Below are 20205 nucleotides of genomic sequence, written 5' to 3' on the forward strand. Positions count from 1 at the left end.
CAGGCATCAAATAGTGAGAAGCCCTCGTCGAAAGACGGGGGCTTTTTGCGTTGTAGCGCTACTCATTTTTTATCACATGATTTCTGTAAGGCATGAGATCGGTTTTATCTCGAATCTTATATAACCTGCTGATTAAACTTACCTTTACCGTCTTTCTGTTTTCTTTCGGCAATAACTCATCTCTGCATATACTAAAAGTGCATAAACTTATTTTGAATAGTGATGAAACATTTTCACCTTAGTCAGTGATCGCTCGACATTCGTATAAAAACTCGCTATCTTTTCGGGCATCTAGAAGTCTAAACGTATAAACATATAAACGTATGCTGTGAGGATGTAAGGTCATGCCAATCCGGGTTCCTGATGAGTTACCAGCCGTCAATTTTCTACGCAACGAGAACGTCTTTGTGATGACTTCCTCGCGTGCTAAAACGCAGGAAATTCGTCCTCTGAAAGTGCTGGTGCTGAACCTGATGCCTAAGAAGATCGAAACGGAAAACCAGTTTCTACGGCTGCTATCGAATTCTCCATTGCAGATCGACATTCAACTGTTGCGCATAGATAGCCGTGAGTCAAAGAATACGCCAGCAGAACATCTGGATACTTTCTACTGTAACTTCGACGATATTCAGGATGAAAATTTTGACGGCTTGATTGTTACCGGGGCGCCATTAGGGTTGGTAGATTTCTGTGATGTGGTTTATTGGCCACAAATAGAACGTGTCATCGCATGGGCAAAAGAGCATGTCACCTCAACGCTGTTTGTATGCTGGGCCGTGCAGGCAGCATTGAATATTCTGTATGACATTCCTAAGATGACTCGTCAGGAAAAGCTGTCGGGTGTTTATTCACATCAAACCTTGCTGCCGCATGCATTGCTGACTCGCGGTTTTGATGAAACCTTTTTAGCGCCACATTCCCGTTATGCGGATTTCCCAACTGAGGTCATTCGCCAGTATACCGATTTGGATATTCTGGTTGAGTCCGAACAGGCTGGAGCCTACCTGTTCGCCAGTAAGGATAAACGTCTGGCTTTTGTCACTGGCCATCCTGAGTACGATGCTCATACTTTGGCGGATGAATTTTTCCGTGACTACGACGCAGGCTTGGAGCCGATTGTTCCAGTGAACTATTTTCCTGACAACAATCCGCAGATTGCACCGAAAGCAACCTGGCGCAGTCATGGCCACTTGTTATTTGTGAACTGGCTGAACTACTACGTTTATCAGATCACACCATATGATTTACGTCGTATGAATCCGACATTGGAATAATCGCTCTCCATTGTTCTTCTCAAGGCGCCTTTCAGGCGCCTTTTTTGTTTTCATCTTTCTCATCATCTTGCGTTATGAAAGTGCTTTCTTTTATTTTTATAAATTAATGTATTTATATATCAATTAATTAAATGCATTTAACATTTAAAATGGAAATAGTTTTTGATTTTTTGTTTTATTGGATTACGCTTAAAACTGTCGGTTAAGAAATGTTCATATTTCATCTGCCGGCCAGATAAGTCGATTAGCTACGAGGATTCTGAAAAGGAATAGTGAAATGACGCAACAGACAATAAGCAGAGAATTGGCGTTCAGTCAGCGTTTTGGTGATGTTGAAAGACAAATTCTCACGGATGAAGCCGTTGATTTCTTGACTGAATTAGTCGGGCGTTTTACATCTGCACGGAATCAGCTATTGGCTGAACGGCAGGTGCAGCAGCGCAAGATTGATCATGGCCAACTGCCAGATTTTATTTCGGAAACAGCTTCCATTCGTGATGATGACTGGAGAGTCCGCGGCATTCCTGATGACCTGAAAGACCGGCGTGTTGAAATTACCGGCCCTGTTGAACGCAAGATGGTTATCAATGCATTGAATGCCAACGTAAAGGTTTTTATGGCTGATTTTGAAGATTCTCTTTCTCCTGGCTGGGACAAGGTGATAGAGGGTCAGCTTAATCTGCGTGATGCCATACGAGGAACGATTTCTTATATCAATGAGACGGGAAAGATTTATCAGTTAAAGCCAAATCCTGCCGTTCTGATCTGTCGTGTACGCGGCTTGCATCTGCCTGAAAAACATGTGACGGCTCAAGGCGAAGCGATTTCCGGAAGTCTGTTTGATTTTGCACTCTACTTCTTTCACAACTATCGAGAACTACTGGCGAAAGGCAGCGGTCCCTACTTTTACTTGCCAAAAATGCAGTCGTGGCAAGAGGCTGCATGGTGGAATGAGGTCTTTTGCTATGCTGAAGATCGTTTTGTGCTTCCGAGAGGAACGATTAAAGCCACAGTATTGATTGAAACGCTGCCAGCCGTCTTCCAGATGGACGAGATCCTTTACCATTTACGCGATCATATTGTTGGATTGAACTGTGGCCGTTGGGATTACATTTTCAGCTATATCAAAACGCTGAAAAACCATCCCGATCGTGTCCTGCCCGATCGTCAGTCAGTGACGATGGAGAAACCTTTCCTGAATGCCTACTCAAGATTATTGATCAAAACCTGTCACCGCCGCGGAGCATTTGCAATGGGGGGAATGGCGGCCTTTATCCCCAGTAAGGATCCCGATCGGAATGCCTGGGTGCTGGACAAAGTGCGTAAAGATAAGGAACTCGAAGCCAGAAACGGTCACGACGGTACCTGGATTGCCCACCCCGGCTTAGCGGATACGGTAATGGAGGTTTTCGATCGGGTGCTTGAGACGCGTCAAAACCAGCTCGACATTCGGCGTGAGAACGATGAGCCGATCGGTGCCAGGGAATTGCTGGAGCCGTGTCCCGGCGAACGAACCGAAGCCGGGATGCGCGCCAATATTCGCGTCGCGGTGCAGTACATCGAAGCCTGGATCTCGGGCAATGGCTGCGTGCCAATTTACGGGCTGATGGAGGATGCGGCGACCGCTGAGATTTCACGTACTTCAATCTGGCAATGGATTCATCACGGGAAAACCTTGAGTGACGGACGAACGATCACCAAAGCGTTGTTTCAGCAGATGTTGGCTGAAGAGATGCTGGTGATCCAGGAGGAGTTGGGAGACGCGCAGTTTAGCGGTGGTCGGTTTGATGACGCTGCCCGGCTGATGGAACAAATCACGACGCAGGATGAATTGATCGATTTCCTGACGTTACCTGGTTATGCATTGCTTGACTAATTCTGACTGATAATAAAAAGGAATCGCAGCTATGACGACTTCTCGTACCCAACAGATTCAACAGATTGAGCAGGAATGGAAAAGTACTCGCTGGGAAGGCATTACCCGTCCTTACCGTGCTGAAGACGTGATTAATTTACGTGGTTCGGTAAACCCTGAATGTACGCTGGCCCGGTTGGGGGCCGCCAAATTATGGAAACTGTTACACGGCGAGTCCCGTAAAGGCTATATCAATTGTCTGGGCGCATTGACCGGTGGACAGGCTTTGCAACAGGCAAAAGCGGGAATTGAGGCTATTTATCTTTCTGGCTGGCAGGTTGCTGCCGATGCGAATCTGGCATCCAGTATGTACCCCGATCAGTCATTGTATCCAGCTAACTCGGTGCCGACGGTGGTTGAACGAATCAATAACACGTTCCGGCGAGCCGATCAGATTCAATGGGCCAATCAAATTGAGCCGGGTGACAAACGCTATACCGATTATTTTCTGCCGATTGTCGCCGATGCGGAAGCGGGGTTCGGCGGTGTCCTGAATGCCTTTGAACTGATGAAGTCGATGATTGAAGCGGGGGCGGCGGCGGTTCATTTTGAAGATCAGCTCGCCTCTGTCAAAAAGTGTGGGCATATGGGCGGTAAGGTCCTGGTGCCAACCCAGGAAGCTATTCAGAAACTGGTAGCCGCCCGTTTAGCTGCGGATGTGCTGGGGGTGCCGACGTTACTGGTAGCGCGAACCGATGCTGATGCTGCGGATTTGTTGACTTCTGATTGTGATGAATATGACAAAGCGTTTATTACCGGTGAGCGAACCATGGAAGGCTTTTACCGCACCCGGGCTGGGGTAGAACAGGCTATCAGTCGTGGTCTGGCTTATGCGCCTTATGCCGATCTGGTGTGGTGCGAAACCTCCACGCCTGATCTGGCGCTGGCGCGTCGTTTTGCACAGGCGATTCACGCTAAATATCCCGGTAAGCTGCTGGCTTATAACTGTTCTCCCTCCTTTAACTGGAAGAAGAATCTGGATGACCGCACGATTGCACGCTTTCAGGATGAGCTGTCGGCAATGGGTTACAAGTATCAATTCATTACGCTGGCTGGGATCCACAGTATGTGGTTCAACATGTTCGATCTGGCCCATGCTTATGCTCGCGGGGAAGGCATGAAGCATTATGTCGAGAAAGTACAGCAGCCGGAATTTGACGCGATAAAGGATGGTTATACTTTCTCATCACATCAGCAGGAAGTCGGTACGGGCTATTTTGATAAGGTGACGAACATTATTCAGGGCGGAGCGTCTTCCGTCACTGCCCTGACGGGATCGACGGAAGAGCAGCAATTCTGAGACCAAACGGCCAGACTGGTGCTGGCCGAGCTGCATGTGGAGAGCATGAATGATGGTTCGTGACCTTGAACAACTGGTGGCACAGACGATTTTGCAGGGGTTTGATGCGCAATACGGTCGTTTTCTGGAGGTCACTTCAGGGGCGCAGCAGCGATTCGAGCAAGCGGACTGGCCAGCCGTACAGCAGGCCATGAAGCAACGTATCCATCTTTACGATCATCATGTCGGGTTGGTGGTTGAGCAGTTGCGCTGCATTTCCGGCCAGCGATGTTATGACGCGGATTTCCTCGGCCGGGTAAAGCAGATCTACACGCAGCTGTTGCCTGATTATCCGCGCTTTGAAATTGCAGAAAGCTTTTTCAATTCAGTTTATTGCCGACTGTTTAACCATCGGGAACTCACTCCCGATAAATTATTTGTTTTCAGTTCCCAGCCAGAAAGACGTTTCCGGGAGATCCCTCGTCCTATTGCGCGTACGTTTCTCCCCTCCGATGGTTGGCGGGCAATGCTGGAAAGATTGTTAGGGGATTTACCTCTGCGTTTACCGTGGGAAAATCTGCCCAGAGATATTTCATACATTATGAATTATCTTCAGCGCACCTTCTCGGCGGAACAGCTCTCTCAGGCAACGTTACAGGTTGCCAATGAGTTGTTCTATCGTAATAAAGCGGCCTGGCTAGTGGGGAAATTGTCATTGCCCGAGGGGCTGTTCCCTTTTCTGTTGCCGATTCACCATAACGAACACGGCGCGGTATTCATTGATACCTGCCTGACCAGCCAGTCTGAAGCCAGTATTGTATTCGGTTTCGCCCGTTCCTATTTTATGGTCTATGCCCCTTTGCCTTCGGCGTTGGTGACCTGGTTACGCGATATTCTCCCAGGCAAAACAACTGCTGAGCTGTATTTGGCTATTGGCTGCCAGAAACACAGTAAGACGGAGTATTACCGCGAATATCTTCATTACATTACCGGATCTCAGGAGCAATTTATTATTGCGCCCGGTGTAAAAGGTATGGTGATGCTGGTGTTCACGCTGCCATCATTCGATCGGGTATTTAAAGTGATAAAGGATCGTTTCGCGCCGCAAAAAGACGTTAACGCCGAGCGGGTTATGGCCTGCTATCGTCTGGTAAAAGAGCACGATCGCGTGGGGAGAATGGCTGATACGCAAGAGTATGAAAACTTTGTCATTGAGAAACACCGTATCAGCCCTGAGTTAATGGAGGAATTACAGCGCGAAGTACCGGAAAAACTGGAGGACCTGGGCGAGCGGATCGTGATTCGTCACCTGTACATGGAACGACGAATGACCCCGCTGAATCTTTATCTTGAACAAGTGACAGAACAGCAACTGCACGATGTCATTGAAGAGTATGGCAATGCGATCAAACAGTTGGCTGCCGCCAATATTTTCCCGGGCGATATGCTATTTAAAAACTTCGGTGTAACCCGACATGGGCGGGTGGTGTTCTACGACTACGATGAAATCTGCTATATGACCGAAGTGAATTTCCGTGATATTCCGCCGCCGCGTTATCCCGAAGATGAGATGGCCGCGGAGCCCTGGTATAGCGTCGCGCCCAACGATGTGTTTCCTGAAGAGTTTCGCCATTTTTTGTGTAGCGACCGCCAGTTGCACTCGCTATTTGAGGAAATGCACGGTGATTTGTTTCGTGCCGATTACTGGCGGGCGTTGCAGCAGCGTATCCGTAACGGCCATATTGAAGATGTCTACGCTTATCGTCGCAGGAAGCGTTTTAGTCAGCGAACATTGGAAGGCAATGCCGTGCAGGCTATCGCCTGAAACCACGAGCGGACGGGGGCGCGCGCGTTAACGTCGCTCCCCGTCTCAGCGTATGCCGCTGTATTCGTTGGTGATCTGTTTTGCAGCCTTAATCACCAACGCACCCAGTTCGGTCACTCGGTCATCGGTAATTCGTGAAACCGGGCCGGAGATCGAGATGGCGGCAAAGGCCTCATGGTGCTCATCCAGAATGCAGGCCGCGATGCAACGTAATCCCAGCGCATGTTCTTCATCATCGAAGGAATAACCTTGTTTGCGGATCAGCGACAGGTTGTCTTTCAGGTTTTGCGGCGAGTTCAGCGTATGCGGGGTATAACCATGCAGCCCTTTTTTGTGCAGCAACTGGGTTACCTGACTTTCTGGTAAATTCGCCAGAAAGGCTTTGCCGGCACCGGAAGCATGCATCGGTAATTTGCCGCCAATCGGCGCGGACATTCTCATCAGCGCGGTACATTGAACCTGATCGATGATGATAGCCTGACAATCGGCCTGATCGAGCACGGCCAGATTGACCGTTTCACCGGATACTTCCATCAGTTTTCTCAGGATAGGATGCACAATTGCCAGCAAATTGCGGCTTTGCAGAAAACTGCTGCCGACAATAAAAGCGTGAGAGGCGATGGTCCATAGCCCCAGATCCCCCACCTGCCGGACAAATCCCTGTTGCTGCATGGTGGTAAGCAAACGGTGGGTGGTGGAGTTGGGTAATCCGGCCTGCTGGGCCAGGTCGGTCAGCGCGACGCTGCCGTTTGCTTTGGCGATATATTCCAATAGCGTCAAACCGCGCGTCAGAGACTGCACCTGTCCAGTGGCGTGGGCTGGCGTTGCGGCACTGGCTCTGGGTTTTTTGCCTCTTTTGACTGGCTCTGGTGGCGTCATAGCGTTGATTCCCTATTGTGATAATGGAATTGATTTTCGTTTTTTTATCAAATAATGCAACACTTCTTTCTCTGACGCGTAAATAACCATTCTGCCTGAAAAAGTCTCATGTGGCGTGACGTTAGCGGATTCTCAACTTATGTTAGGATATGGCGGGTTATCTATCGGCTGGGAATTGGGAATGAGGTTATTGTGATTAATCGGGTAGACGAATTGCGCCGTCAGTTGGCGCAACGCATTATGGTGTTGGATGGTGGTATGGGAACCATGATCCAAAGCTATCGCTTGCAGGAAGAAGATTATCGTGGTGAGCGTTTTGCCGACTGGCCAAGTGACGTTAAGGGCAATAACGATCTTCTGGTATTAACCAGGCCACAGGTAATTACGGAAATCCATGATGCTTACCTGAAGTCCGGCGCTGATATTCTCGAAACCAATACCTTCAACGCCACGACGATCGCGATGGCGGATTATTCGATGGAGTCTCTGTCAGCGGAGATCAATACGGCGGCGGCAAAGCTGGCGCGTGCCTGCGCCGATAAATGGACCGCGTTGACGCCGGATAAACCTCGCTATGTCGCCGGCGTGTTGGGGCCGACCAACCGAACCGCGTCAATCTCCCCGGATGTGAACGATCCTGCCTTTCGTAACGTCAGCTTCGATCAACTGGTCGATGCCTACCGTGAATCAACCCGTGCGTTGATCGAAGGCGGTGTTGATTTGATCATGATCGAAACCATCTTCGATACCCTGAATGCCAAAGCGGCGATATTTGCGGTTGAAAGCGAATTTGAAGTATTGGGGGTCGAACTGCCGGTGATGATTTCCGGCACGATCACCGATGCGTCCGGACGCACCTTGTCCGGCCAGACGACGGAAGCCTTTTATAACTCACTGCGTCATTCCCGCCCGCTTTCTTTTGGCCTGAATTGCGCGCTGGGACCGGATGAGCTGCGCCAGTACGTAGCGGAACTGTCGCGTATCGCTGAATGCTACGTATCGGCGCACCCGAACGCCGGGTTGCCTAACGCCTTCGGCGAGTACGATCTGGATGCGGCAGAGATGGCGAAACATATCGGGGAATGGGCCCGGTCCGGTTTTCTGAATATTGTGGGGGGATGCTGCGGCTCCACGCCGGCGCATATTGCCGCTATCGCCAGGGTTGTCGAAGGCGTTGCACCTAGAAAATTACCCGAAATACCGGTTGCCTGCCGCCTTGCGGGTCTTGAACCGTTGAATATTGATGCCAATACGTTGTTTGTTAACGTGGGTGAACGCACCAACGTGACGGGATCTGCGCGATTCAAGCGGCTGATTAAAGAAGAAAAATATAATGAAGCGCTGGATGTCGCCCGTCAGCAGGTAGAAAGTGGCGCTCAGATCATCGATATCAACATGGATGAAGGCATGCTGGATGCCGAAGCCGCGATGATCCGTTTTCTTAGTCTGATCGCTGGCGAGCCTGATATTGCCCGTGTGCCGATCATGATTGACTCTTCAAAATGGGCCGTCGTCGAGCAGGGGCTGAAATGTATTCAGGGCAAAGGCATCGTTAACTCAATTTCCATGAAGGAAGGGGTTGAAGCCTTTATTCACCATGCCAAATTGGTCCGGCGTTATGGCGCGGCCGTGGTGGTGATGGCATTTGATGAAGTGGGGCAGGCGGATACCCGCACCCGGAAAATTGAAATTTGCCGCCGGGCTTACCAGATACTGACTGAAGAAGTGGGTTTCCCGCCGGAAGACATTATTTTCGACCCGAATATTTTCGCTGTGGCGACGGGGATTGAAGAGCACAACAACTATGCGGTGGATTTCATTGAGGCCTGCGCGGACATCAAAGCCCAGTTACCTCATGCGATGATTTCTGGCGGCGTTTCCAACGTATCGTTCTCTTTCCGGGGCAACGATATGGTGCGTGAAGCCATCCACGCCGTTTTCCTTTATCACGCGATCCGTAACGGCATGGATATGGGGATCGTGAACGCAGGACAGTTGGCGATCTATGACGATCTTCCGGCTGAACTGCGCGATGCCGTTGAAGATGTGATCCTTAACCGCCGCGATGATGCGACGGAACGTATGCTCGATCTGGCCGAAAAATACCGTGGTAGCAAGTCAGAAGACGAAAGTAACAAACCGCAGGCTGAATGGAGAAGCTGGGCGGTTAACAAACGTCTGGAATACTCGCTGGTCAAAGGCATTACCGAATTTATCGAATCGGACACCGAAGAAGCCCGTCAGCAGGCGACACGCCCCATTGAGGTTATCGAAGGGCCGTTGATGGATGGCATGAATGTGGTTGGCGATTTATTTGGCGCCGGGAAAATGTTTTTGCCGCAGGTGGTGAAATCTGCCCGCGTCATGAAGCAGGCGGTGGCCTATCTCGAACCTTATATCGAAGCCAGTAAAGCCAAAGGCACCACGGCCGGAAAGATTTTACTGGCGACGGTGAAAGGGGATGTACACGATATCGGCAAGAACATTGTCGGCGTGGTATTACAGTGTAATAACTACGACATTATCGATCTTGGCGTGATGGTGCCAACGGATAAAATCCTGAAGACCGCGCGGGAAGAAAAGGTGGATATCATCGGGTTATCCGGCTTGATTACCCCTTCGCTGGATGAAATGGTGAACGTGGCGAAGGAAATGCAGCGTCAGGGGTTTACGATGCCGTTGTTAATCGGCGGGGCGACAACCTCTAAAGCCCATACGGCGGTGAAAATCGAACAAAACTATAGCGGCCCGACGGTCTATGTGCAGAATGCGTCCCGCTCGGTAGGGGTGGTTTCGGCGCTGTTATCCGCCACTCAGTACAATGATTTTGTTGCTCGCACCCGCAAGGAATACGATACGGTACGTATTCAGCACGCCCGTAAAAAACCCAGAACGCCACCGGTTACGCTGGACGTCGCCCGTGATAACGCTTCCGCGCTGGATTGGGAAAACTATATCCCCCCGGTTGTTCATCGTTTGGGCGTACAGGCCGTCACGGCCAGCATCGAAACGCTACGTAATTATATCGATTGGACGCCCTTCTTCATGACCTGGTCGTTGGCGGGGAAATACCCGCGTATTCTGGAAGACGAGGTGGTGGGCGAAGAGGCCAGGCGTTTGTTTACGGACGCCAATGCCATGCTGGACGCGCTCTCTGAAAACGGTTCGCTTAATCCTCGCGGGGTGGTCGGACTGTTCCCGGCCAACCGGGTCGGGGATGATGTGGAGATCTATACGGACGAACGACGTGATGAGGTGCTGGTAGTCAGTCATCATTTGCGTCAGCAAACAGAAAAAACGGATTTTTCGAATTATTGTCTGTCCGACTTTGTGGCACCGAAGTCCAGCGGCAAACCGGACTATCTTGGCGCATTCGCTGTGACGGGCGGTCTGGAAGAAGATACGCTGGCCGATCAATGGGATGCTTTGCATGACGATTACAATAAGATCATGGTGAAAGCATTGTCAGACCGACTGGCAGAAGCCTTTGCCGAGTATCTGCATGAGCGGGTGCGCAAAGTTTATTGGGGTTATGCCGCGCATGAGAATCTCAGTAATGACGAATTGATCCGCGAAAACTATCAGGGGATCCGACCTGCTCCCGGCTATCCGGCGTGTCCCGATCATACCGAAAAAGCGCAGATCTGGCAGTTGCTGGATGTTGAAAAACATACCGGTATGAAACTCACGGAGTCGTATGCCATGTGGCCGGGGGCATCGGTATCCGGCTGGTATTTCAGCCATCCTGACAGCAAGTATTTTGCCGTGGCGCAGATTCAACGCGATCAGGTAGAAGATTACGCCCGGCGTAAAGGGATGGATATAAACGAGGTGGAACGCTGGCTGGCGCCGAATCTGGGATATGATGCGGATTAAGTCTGCGCCTGACAGCGAAAATCTGCGGTTTATCCTGCACGAAAAATAAGCGTGTTTTGCATAGTGCAGAATGCCCCTGCACTATGCACCCGCACTATGCGCCGTTGCCGCCAAACTTACCCAGTGTTACCTGATGGTTTTTCATATTATAAAAAATACTCTAATGAGAATGCTTATCAATATTATTGATGGCTGGAAGGGCTAATGATATGGTGAGCATCGTAATCATTACTCTGGTGCTGTTTTCGCCAGATTGGTCTGGCCTGATGGTTGATGCGAAGTATGATGAACGCACACTCTCCCGCGATGTTGAAACGCCACTTTTCGATAGAAGATTTTTTTGATTTTGGCGAGCGCTATGGGATTCGTTACCATTTTCCCGCGCTGGCAGGGAGCTGCGATCGTTATAAAGCAAAGCGTACCGTCGTACAGGGAAACGTTGAAGAGATGGTGCTGTCGTCGGGCATCTGTCTGACGAATTCCAATGTGCAGGTTTTACAACCCTATGAATCCACCTCGCTGCATTGCTCCCCCCTGTATACGCTGATCGTGCTGGAAGGCCGGGTGGTCATTCGGCTGAATAATCGCGAGTTTATCGTGCAGTCGGGCATGGCGTTCAGTACCCGGTTGGGTGAGCAACTAGTGATGAATGCCAGCCACCAGGCGGATTATCACCTCAAAACCCTGACGCTTGGCATTAATCCTGCGAGTTTCCGGCCCCAACCGCTGATTTCATCTTTGTTGCATGAATGGGAATGCGGTGAAAGCCCGGCGTTTGTGTGGCAGGTGCCAGGCCATCTCCTGTCCGGCCTGCAATATGCGCTCGACGGTAATATATCGGGGATATCGCGCCAGTTTATGCTGGAAGGCGTTATGTTGCAGCTTCTGGGGCAGAGTCTGTCAGCGGATCCGATGGGCCGGGAGCGCGGCGGATTACTTTCGCCCGGCGAACAAAATCGACTGGAGCATGTTCGTCAGTTATTACGGCAGCAGCCTGAAAAATCTTACACGCTACAGGAATTGGCGCAAACGGCTGCCATGAGTCCCAGTAGCCTGAGAACCAAATTCCGCCAAACTTACGGGCATGCGGTGTTCGATTATCTGCGGGATTGCCGGCTGGAGCTGGCCCGCCGCTATCTGGAGCAAGGCTATAGCGTCCAGCAGGCGGCCTGGATGTCTGGTTATCAGCATGCCACCAATTTTGCCACCGCATTTCGGCGACGCTACGGTTTCGCGCCGAGCGTTGTTCGAACCAATACCTGAGACGGTTCTCCTGACCGTTTTCTTTCCTCTGAATCGCTTTTTTCCATGAATGTTCGGGTTTCCTGATGCAGGAAGGTGAGGCGTTTCTCTCAAAGTTCCCGGTACTGAGCACTTTTGTCATCGCGCATACGTAAACCGTCATTGCGCATAGCTATGGCGTCCGCAAAAACAGTAATAATTCTTATTTACAACAAAGGTCTTGCGGAGATTGACATGTTCAGAAAAACGCGGCTGGCGCTTGTGATGGGATGTATCGCGGGCGGCTTCAGCGCATCAGCGATGGCAGAGGAAGAAACGACATCGTCGTCCTCTACCAAAAACGATACGGTGGTGGTTACCTCTCAGACACAAAGCGGTGCGACCAAGCTGGTTACGCCAGATATAGAAACGCCACAGGCCGTTTCTATCGTTACGCGCGATCAGATTCAGGAACAAGGTGCTATCAGCGTCCGACAGGCCGTGAGCTATACGCCCGGCGTGTTCAGCAACCAAATAGGCGCATCTAACCGTTTTGACTATATGGTTCTGCGCGGTTTTTCTGATGGTAGTCTGGATAACGTCTATCTTGACGGTCTGAAAATGATGGGGGATACCAATTCCCACAGTTCTCTGGTTGTCGATCCCTGGTTTCTGGATAGTATCGAAGTCGTAAGGGGGCCTGCGTCTGTGTTGTATGGCCGTGCTTCTCCGGGTGGGATTGTGGCGCTGAACTCCCGTTTGCCATCGTTTGAGCGCAGCGGGCAGATCAAACTGTTTGCCGGTAATAACGCGCAGCGTGGAGCGGCATTTGATATCACTGGACCGCTGGATGATGATGATCGTCTGGCATTTCGCCTCAGCGGTATGACGCGTTATGCTGATACCCAGTTCGGGCCGCTGAAAGAAGCGCGTTACGCCGTCGCGCCTAGCCTGACGTGGCGTATCTCTGATAAGACCCGGCTGGATCTGATGGCTTACCTGCATCGCGATCCGAAAGGTGGCAGCCATTCGGGTTTACCGTATGAAGGTACGGTGATTGCCCATAATGGTCAGAAAATCTCTAACCATTTCTATGAAGGTGAAGAGAATTACGAGAAATATGACCGTAAGCAAAATATGGTGGGATACAACTTCGAACACGGTTTTGATAACGGCTGGGCCGTACGTCAGAAGTTGCGCTATCTGCATACTAAAGTCCACCTGGATCAGGTCTACGCTTACGGCTGGAGTACGGGCAACACATTAAATCGTTACTACTCCGGATCGCGTGAATCACTTTCTGCGCTTACGCTGGATAACCAGCTTGATGGCAGTTTTGATACGGGTTCTGTCAGCCATCGGCTGTTGGTGGGAATAGACTATCAGCAGCGCCATAACGATGTGGACTGGCCTTCAGGTGCATTCCCGGGTATTGATGCCTTTGACCCCGTTTATGGGGCATTGCCGACGGCCATGTATCCCTCAACGCTTGAGAAGCACAAGCTGCAACAAACGGGCATTTACGTTCAGGACCAGATGACCTGGGAGCGCTGGCGTTTCACGCTGGGCGGTCGCCACGATCGGGTGAAAGTGACCAATATCAGCAAGAACGATGGCGCACGTAGCGAGCTGGACAAGGATAATTTTAGTTCCCGTGCGGCATTACTCTATTTGTTTGATTCTGGCTTTGCTCCTTACGTCAGCTATTCTACCGCGTTCACGCCGACCAGCTTTGTTGGAGAGGATGGCAATGTGCTTGAACCGATGAAAGGCAGGCAGTGGGAAGCCGGTATGAAATATCAGCCGGAAGGTTCACTAAGCCAGTACAGCCTGTCGGTATTCCGCATTAATCAGAAGAATGTGGCAACCAAAAATCAGCCGACCGATCCTTATCGTTCCGTGGGTGAAATCGAATCGGAAGGGGTGGAACTGGAAGCCGTTAGCCATATTACTGACAATCTGCGACTGCAAGCCGCGTATACCTATACGGATATCCGCTATAGGAAAAGCAATGATGTGAGCGAACAGGGAAAACGCGCTGTTTATGCGCCGCGTAATCAGGCTAGCGTCTGGGCCAGTTATGATGTGAAAAATGGCCCGCTGGATGGCCTGACCATCGGCACCGGCGTGCGTTATGTCAACGGCGTCACCTCCGATCGCGCCAATGCGCACACGCTGCCCTCGTATACGCTGGTGGATATGGCGGTAGGCTACGATCTGTCGAAGGTCGGTTTGAAAGGGCTTAGCGCCCAGTTGAACGTAAATAACCTGACGGATAAACGTTACGTTGCGGCCTGTAATTCATTGGAGTTCTGCTACTTTGGCGCCGAGCGCAGTATTGTAGGCAGCGTTTCCTATTCTTTCTAACACCATGTTTTTGCAGCGATAAAACCAAGCAGAGCGGGATTTATCCCGCTCTGCTTTTTTACATGCGGTAAACATCCGGCATTTTAATACAATGCATGCCATACGATGTTTTGGTCTGCATCCGTTTTTCTTACAGCTAAAGAAGAAATATACGTATTATTGATTTGAATTCTATTTTCTAAATATTGCTATCTAATTAACTAGACATACTGAATCCTGTCAGCTGGTTTCCCCACATGCAGGGTTCGTCTCGCAGCCCGGCTAGGGAACATCTGGTAATATGGTGACTGTTGAATGTTCAAATTCACATTTATCTTAGAGGATTTAACTTTGTGTTAACACTATTGCATTTGCTTGCTGCAATTGCGTTGCTGGTCTGGGGGACTCACATTGTCCGTACCGGGATCATGCGGGTCTATGGCGCCAGCTTGCGGCGGATACTGGGCGAAAGTGTTGAGAAGAAACCTTTGGCATTTATGGCGGGAATTGGTGTCACCGCCCTGGTGCAGAGTAGTAATGCCACTGCGTTGCTGACGACGTCCTTTGTCTCTCAGGGGTTGGTGGCATTGGCGCCCGCGCTGGTTATCATCCTCGGTGCGGATGTCGGTACGGCGCTGATGGTGAGGATACTGACATTCGATTTTTCCTGGCTTTCTCCGCTGCTGATTTTTCTTGGGGTTATTTTTTTCCTCAGTCGTAAGCAGACGCGTGTTGGTCAGATTGGCCGGGTCGCGATCGGTCTGGGGCTGATTCTGCTGGCGCTGGAAATGATCGTGGCGGCAGCGACGCCCATCACCCAAACCGCAGGCGTTAAAGTGCTTTTCTCGTCCCTGACCGGTGACGTTATGTTGGATGCGTTGGTCGGCGCGTTGTTCGCTGTCGTGAGCTATTCCAGTTTAGCGGCGGTGTTGCTGACGGCAACCCTGACGGCCAGCGGTGTAATTTCTCTGGAAGTGGCGATGTGTCTGGTCATCGGCGCTAACCTGGGCAGCGGGTTGCTGATCATGATCGGCTCCTCGGCGCAGAGTGCGGCGGGTCGCCGGGTGGCGCTGGGCAGCGTACTGTTCAAGCTGATTGGTTGTGTGATTGTGTTGCCCTTTGTCGAGCCATTATCCCGCTGGTTGGCGCGGTTACCGCTCGAGCCGGAAGAGCTGGTTATTTATTTCCACCTTTTCTACAACCTTATTCGCTGTCTGATATTGATTCCGTTTACCGAGATGGTTGCCCGGTTGTCCTGCGTGATGATCGCCGATTCGCCGGAGGTGGATATCCAGATGAAACCCCGGCATCTGGATACCAGTGCGTTGGATACGCCCGCTCTGGCGCTGACGAATGCCGCGCGTGAAACCTTGCGTATCGGCGATTTGCTTGAGCAGATGTTACGGCTTTATCGGGAGGTGATGAAGGGCGATCATATGCAGCGTCGGGAGATTCGACGGCTTGATGACGATGTCGATGTGCTTTATACCGCGATCAAACTCTATCTGGCGCAGATCCAGAAAGAGGGTTTAGATGAACGGGATTCCCGCCGCTGGGCCGAAGTGATAGAGGTGGCGCTGAACCTCGAGCAGGCGGGCGATATTATTGAGCGAATGGCGGATGACGTCGCTGATAACTCATCGACGGGGCGCCGAGCCTTCTCCGCTCAGGGCCTGGAAGAGCTGAATCATTTGCATGAACAGCTATTGGCAAATCTGCGGCTTGGGCTGGCGGTGTTCCTTTCCGAAGATATGACCAGCGCCAAGCGTCTACGCCGCGCCAAACATCGTTTCCGCATTCTGAACCGTCGCTATGCGCATGCCCATGTCGATCGCTTGCATCAGCAGAACGTGCAGAGTCTGGAAACCAGTTCGCTGCACCTGGGGTTGCTGGGGGATATGAATCGGTTGAATTCGCTGTTTTGTTCCGTGGCTTATAACGTGCTGATCGTCTCGCCGGATGGCGATGACGAGCGGGAAGAATCGCCGTTGACGCTGTAGCTGTTGTTAAGCGTGTCAATAATGGGGGAATATTTCCCCCATTATTGAGGACGAATAGTGAGCGCGAGTTTCGTTACTCGAACAGACTGTGGTGCAATGTCTGTACGACTCGCTCGGCGTCACTGCCGGGAACGAGGAAGCACAGGTTGTTGCTGCTGGCGCCATAGCAAATCAGGCGGATATTGAACGGCTCCAGTACGCCAAAGACTTCTTTACCCACACCGCAGGCCTGAGACAGCTTGTTGCCGATAAGGGCAACCAGCGACAGATTTTCTTCCACTTCCACCCGGCACAGTGAAGACAGTTCGGTCAGCAGGGCGCTGGACAGCAGACTATCGCCTGTCGACGTCGAGCCTGTGGTATCCAGCGTCAGGGCCACGTTGACTTCTGATGTGGTAATCAAATCCACAGAGATATTATGACGGGCGAGGATGCTGAATACTTCGGCCAGAAAACCGCGTGTGTGCAACATATTCAGGCTGTGCAGCGTAAGCAGCGTTTGTTTGCGACGCAGCGCCAGCGCACGGAATAACGGTGGATTTTCAGTTTTATTGCAAACCAGCGTACCGCCTGCGGCCGGATCTTTACTGGAACCGACAAATACCGGAATATCGCTGCGAACGGCTGGCAAGAGCGTTGCCGGATGCAACACTTTCGCGCCGAACGTTGCCATTTCCGCGGCTTCTTCAAACATAATTTCATCAATACGTTTTGCCGCCGGCACCACGCGAGGATCGGTGGTATAGATGCCGGGAACATCCGTCCAGATATCAATGCGGCCGGCGTTCAAGGCTTCGCCCAGCAGTGCCGCAGTGTAATCGCTGCCGCCGCGTCCTAACGTCGTGGTCCTGCCTTTGGCTTCGCTGCCGATAAAGCCCTGGGTAATGATTAACCCCTGCTCGAGTCGCGGTTGCAACTGGCTGCGCGTCAGCTCGCCCAGCACCTGACAGTCGGGTTCCGCACGGCCGAAATGATCGTTGGTGCGCATGATTTTACGAACATCGAACCACTCCGCAGTCACATTGCGCTGACGCAGAATTTCAACGAACAGCAGGGTGGACATCAATTCGCCATGGCTCACCAATTCATCCGTCAGGGCGTTGGACGTTGCCAGCTCAGCCGCTTCCGACAGCGTGGTGACGTTTTCCAACATCCGATCGATTTCATCGCGGATGACGTCAGGCTGTTCCAGGCGATCGATAATGGCATATTGGATTTGACGAATCCTGGCCAGATGCTGAGTCCGTTCTTCCTGATTCTGGCCTTCAGCCAGCGCGACCAGCAAGTTGGTGATGCCTGCCGACGCGGACAGAACAACAACCCGTACCGCAGGGTTGGAAAGCACGACATCGGCGCTACGATTCATGGCATCAAAATCGGCCACGCTGGTGCCGCCGAATTTGGCAATAACGATAGGGGGTGCTGGTGTAGAAACTTCAGTAGCAGACATGTCAAAAAACCTCGTGTCAGGGGCGCGGTTGTTTCAGGGTGAACAACCACAGTCCATTAATCAGCCTTGGCACAAGGGAAGAGCGGTAAGCAGGGAGCAGACGTAGAAGTAAAAAACTACGATACACCCAGAAGCGCTCCACCTTGCTGAACGCCCTTAATCAGGACGAACCGGGTGACAACCCAGAGGATTCAGCCCCTGCGGTCGATGATATGAATACCGTATTACACATCACCTCGGCGTGGCTCCCCCTGGGGTATCATCATCGGATTACGGTTCCTCCGATACCTTACCTGGGCAACGCTCCTCTTCTGGCTTGCACACTGAATGTGCAAGTACACCGTTAGAAATAACGGGTAATCCTGCTGCTGTCAATAAACAAAAGCGGGTGAGGGTTATTTAGCAAGAAAAGGGATCTCAATCGGCGTTTTACGGGATACAATCGATTCAGTAACTTTTGAATTCATACTGAGAGAGAAAGTATCGTTATGAAGAAGATCAATCCAAGCCAGACTGCCGCATGGAAAGCATTGCAACAGCATTTTGAAACGGTTAAAGACCTGAAAATCAGTGAGTTATTTTCACAGGATAGCAACCGTTTCAGCCGTTTTTCCGCAACGTTTGACGATCAGATGCTGGTGGACTACTCCAAAAACCGCATCACAGATGAAACGTTGGAGAAACTACAGGCATTAGCGCGGGAAACGGATTTGGCGGGAGCGATTAAATCCATGTTCTCCGGTGAAAAAATCAATCAGACGGAAGGGCGGGCCGTGCTGCATGTCGCTCTGCGTAACCGCAGTAATACCCCGATTCTGGTCGATGGCAAGGATGTCATGCCGGAAGTGAACGCGGTGCTGGAAAAAATGAAGCTGTTCAGCGAACGCGTTATCGGTGGCGACTGGAAAGGGTATACCGGTAAAGCAATCACTGATGTGGTGAACATTGGTATCGGTGGCTCCGATCTGGGCCCGTACATGGTGACCGAGGCGCTGAAACCCTATAAAAATCATCTGAATATGCATTTTGTCTCCAACGTGGACGGCACGCATATCGCAGAAACGCTGAAGCCGCTGAATCCTGAAACCACCCTGTTCCTGGTCGCTTCCAAAACCTTTACCACTCAGGAGACCATGACCAATGCGCACAGTGCCCGTGACTGGTTCCTGAAAACGGCGCAGGACGACAAGCATGTCGCAAAACACTTCGCGGCCTTGTCTACCAATGCAAAAGCTGTTGGTGAATTCGGCATCGATACCGACAACATGTTCGAGTTCTGGGACTGGGTTGGCGGACGTTACTCTCTGTGGTCAGCCATTGGCCTGTCGATTGTTCTTTCGCTGGGATTTGATAACTTTGAGCAACTGCTGAGCGGTGCTCATGCGATGGACAAGCATTTCGCTTCAACGCCAGCGGAACAGAATCTGCCGGTGTTGCTGGCGCTTATCGGGATTTGGTACAACAATTTCTTCGGGGCCGAAACAGAAGCGATTCTGCCCTACGACCAATATATGCACCGTTTTGCCGCCTATTTCCAACAGGGAAATATGGAGTCCAACGGAAAATATGTCGATCGCAACGGTAATCCAGTGGATTATCAGACCGGCCCGATTATCTGGGGGGAGCCGGGTACCAATGGTCAGCATGCGTTTTACCAGCTGATTCATCAGGGAACCAAACTGGTTCCCTGCGATTTCATCGCGCCGGCATTGAGCCATAACCCACTGAGCGATCACCACAGCAAACTGTTGTCCAACTTCTTCGCGCAAACGGAAGCGCTGGCATTCGGTAAGAGCCGTGACGTCGTCGAAGCGGAATTTGCCGCGGCAGGTAAAACGGCGAAAGAGGTTGAACATGTGGCGCCTTTCAAGGTTTTTGAAGGGAACCGCCCAACTAACTCGATTCTGCTGCGTGAGATTACGCCTTACAGCCTGGGGGCATTGATTGCACTTTATGAACACAAAATCTTTACTCAGGGCGCAATTCTGAACATCTTCACGTTCGATCAGTGGGGTGTGGAGTTGGGTAAACAACTGGCTAATCGTATTTTACCGGAGCTGGAAGATGCAAAAGAAGTGTCCAGCCATGACAGTTCAACCAATGGCCTGATTAACCGCTTCAAAAAATGGCGTGCCTGATT

At 51.2% G+C, this 20205-nt stretch carries 11 protein-coding genes and 1 riboswitch; of the genes, 9 read left to right on the forward strand and 2 right to left on the reverse strand.

Going from position 1 to position 20205, the window contains the following annotated elements; translation table 11 throughout:
- The first annotated feature begins 344 nt into the window (after window positions 1–344).
- The 4 genes from metA (at window position 345) to aceK (ending at window position 6293) form a co-directional block, all read left to right on the forward strand.
- Window positions 345–1274, forward strand: coding sequence for a homoserine O-acetyltransferase MetA (gene metA / locus B4923_RS00005; protein ID WP_109052311.1), 930 nt, complete (start codon window positions 345–347; stop codon window positions 1272–1274).
- Between the two features lie 277 nt (window positions 1275–1551).
- Entirely contained in the window at window positions 1552–3150 is a 1599-nt protein-coding gene (aceB, locus tag B4923_RS00010; RefSeq protein ID WP_109052312.1) for a malate synthase A, read from the forward strand.
- Between the two features lie 31 nt (window positions 3151–3181).
- On the forward strand, window positions 3182–4489 hold the full coding sequence (aceA, locus tag B4923_RS00015) for an isocitrate lyase (RefSeq protein WP_109052313.1): 1308 nt from the start codon (window positions 3182–3184) through the stop codon (window positions 4487–4489).
- Window positions 4490–4541: 52 nt separating this feature from the next.
- Window positions 4542–6293: a bifunctional isocitrate dehydrogenase kinase/phosphatase gene (aceK, locus tag B4923_RS00020; RefSeq protein WP_109052657.1), complete on the forward strand. Its 1752-nt coding sequence runs from the start codon at window positions 4542–4544 to the stop codon at window positions 6291–6293.
- A 45-nt stretch (window positions 6294–6338) separates the two neighbouring features.
- On the opposite strand, the gene iclR is transcribed toward aceK, so the two are convergent.
- On the reverse strand, window positions 6339–7172 hold the full coding sequence (gene iclR, locus B4923_RS00025; protein WP_109052314.1) for a glyoxylate bypass operon transcriptional repressor IclR: 834 nt from the start codon (window positions 7170–7172) through the stop codon (window positions 6339–6341).
- 192 nt (window positions 7173–7364) lie between these two features.
- On the opposite strand from iclR, the gene metH reads away from it, so the two are divergent.
- From metH to B4923_RS00045, 4 genes are all read left to right on the forward strand, one after another.
- The gene (metH, locus tag B4923_RS00030) at window positions 7365–11048 is read left to right on the forward strand and encodes a methionine synthase (RefSeq protein WP_109052315.1); all 3684 of its coding nucleotides are present in this window, start codon (window positions 7365–7367) and stop codon (window positions 11046–11048) included.
- Window positions 11049–11354: 306 nt separating this feature from the next.
- Complete coding sequence (locus B4923_RS00035) at window positions 11355–12311, forward strand: helix-turn-helix transcriptional regulator (RefSeq protein ID WP_109052658.1); 957 nt, start codon at window positions 11355–11357, stop codon at window positions 12309–12311.
- Window positions 12312–12524: 213 nt separating this feature from the next.
- Window positions 12525–14636 (forward strand): ferrioxamine B receptor FoxA, encoded by a 2112-nt coding sequence (gene foxA / locus B4923_RS00040; protein WP_109052316.1) that lies wholly within the window; start codon window positions 12525–12527, stop codon window positions 14634–14636.
- A 332-nt stretch (window positions 14637–14968) separates the two neighbouring features.
- Complete coding sequence (locus tag B4923_RS00045; RefSeq protein WP_109052317.1) at window positions 14969–16615, forward strand: Na/Pi cotransporter family protein; 1647 nt, start codon at window positions 14969–14971, stop codon at window positions 16613–16615.
- 73 nt (window positions 16616–16688) lie between these two features.
- Here B4923_RS00045 and lysC read toward each other — a convergent pair whose 3' ends face one another.
- Window positions 16689–18065, reverse strand: a complete 1377-nt coding sequence (gene lysC, locus B4923_RS00050; RefSeq protein WP_109052318.1) for a lysine-sensitive aspartokinase 3 — start codon at window positions 18063–18065, stop codon at window positions 16689–16691.
- Between the two features lie 123 nt (window positions 18066–18188).
- Window positions 18189–18384, reverse strand: a riboswitch (Lysine riboswitch).
- A 169-nt stretch (window positions 18385–18553) separates the two neighbouring features.
- Between lysC and pgi the strand changes: the two genes are divergently transcribed.
- Window positions 18554–20203, forward strand: a complete 1650-nt coding sequence (pgi, locus tag B4923_RS00055; RefSeq protein ID WP_109052319.1) for a glucose-6-phosphate isomerase — start codon at window positions 18554–18556, stop codon at window positions 20201–20203.
- Window positions 20204–20205 lie beyond the last annotated feature (2 nt).

Source organism: Brenneria roseae subsp. americana (assembly GCF_003115815.1).
Lineage (GTDB): Bacteria > Pseudomonadota > Gammaproteobacteria > Enterobacterales > Enterobacteriaceae > Brenneria > Brenneria roseae.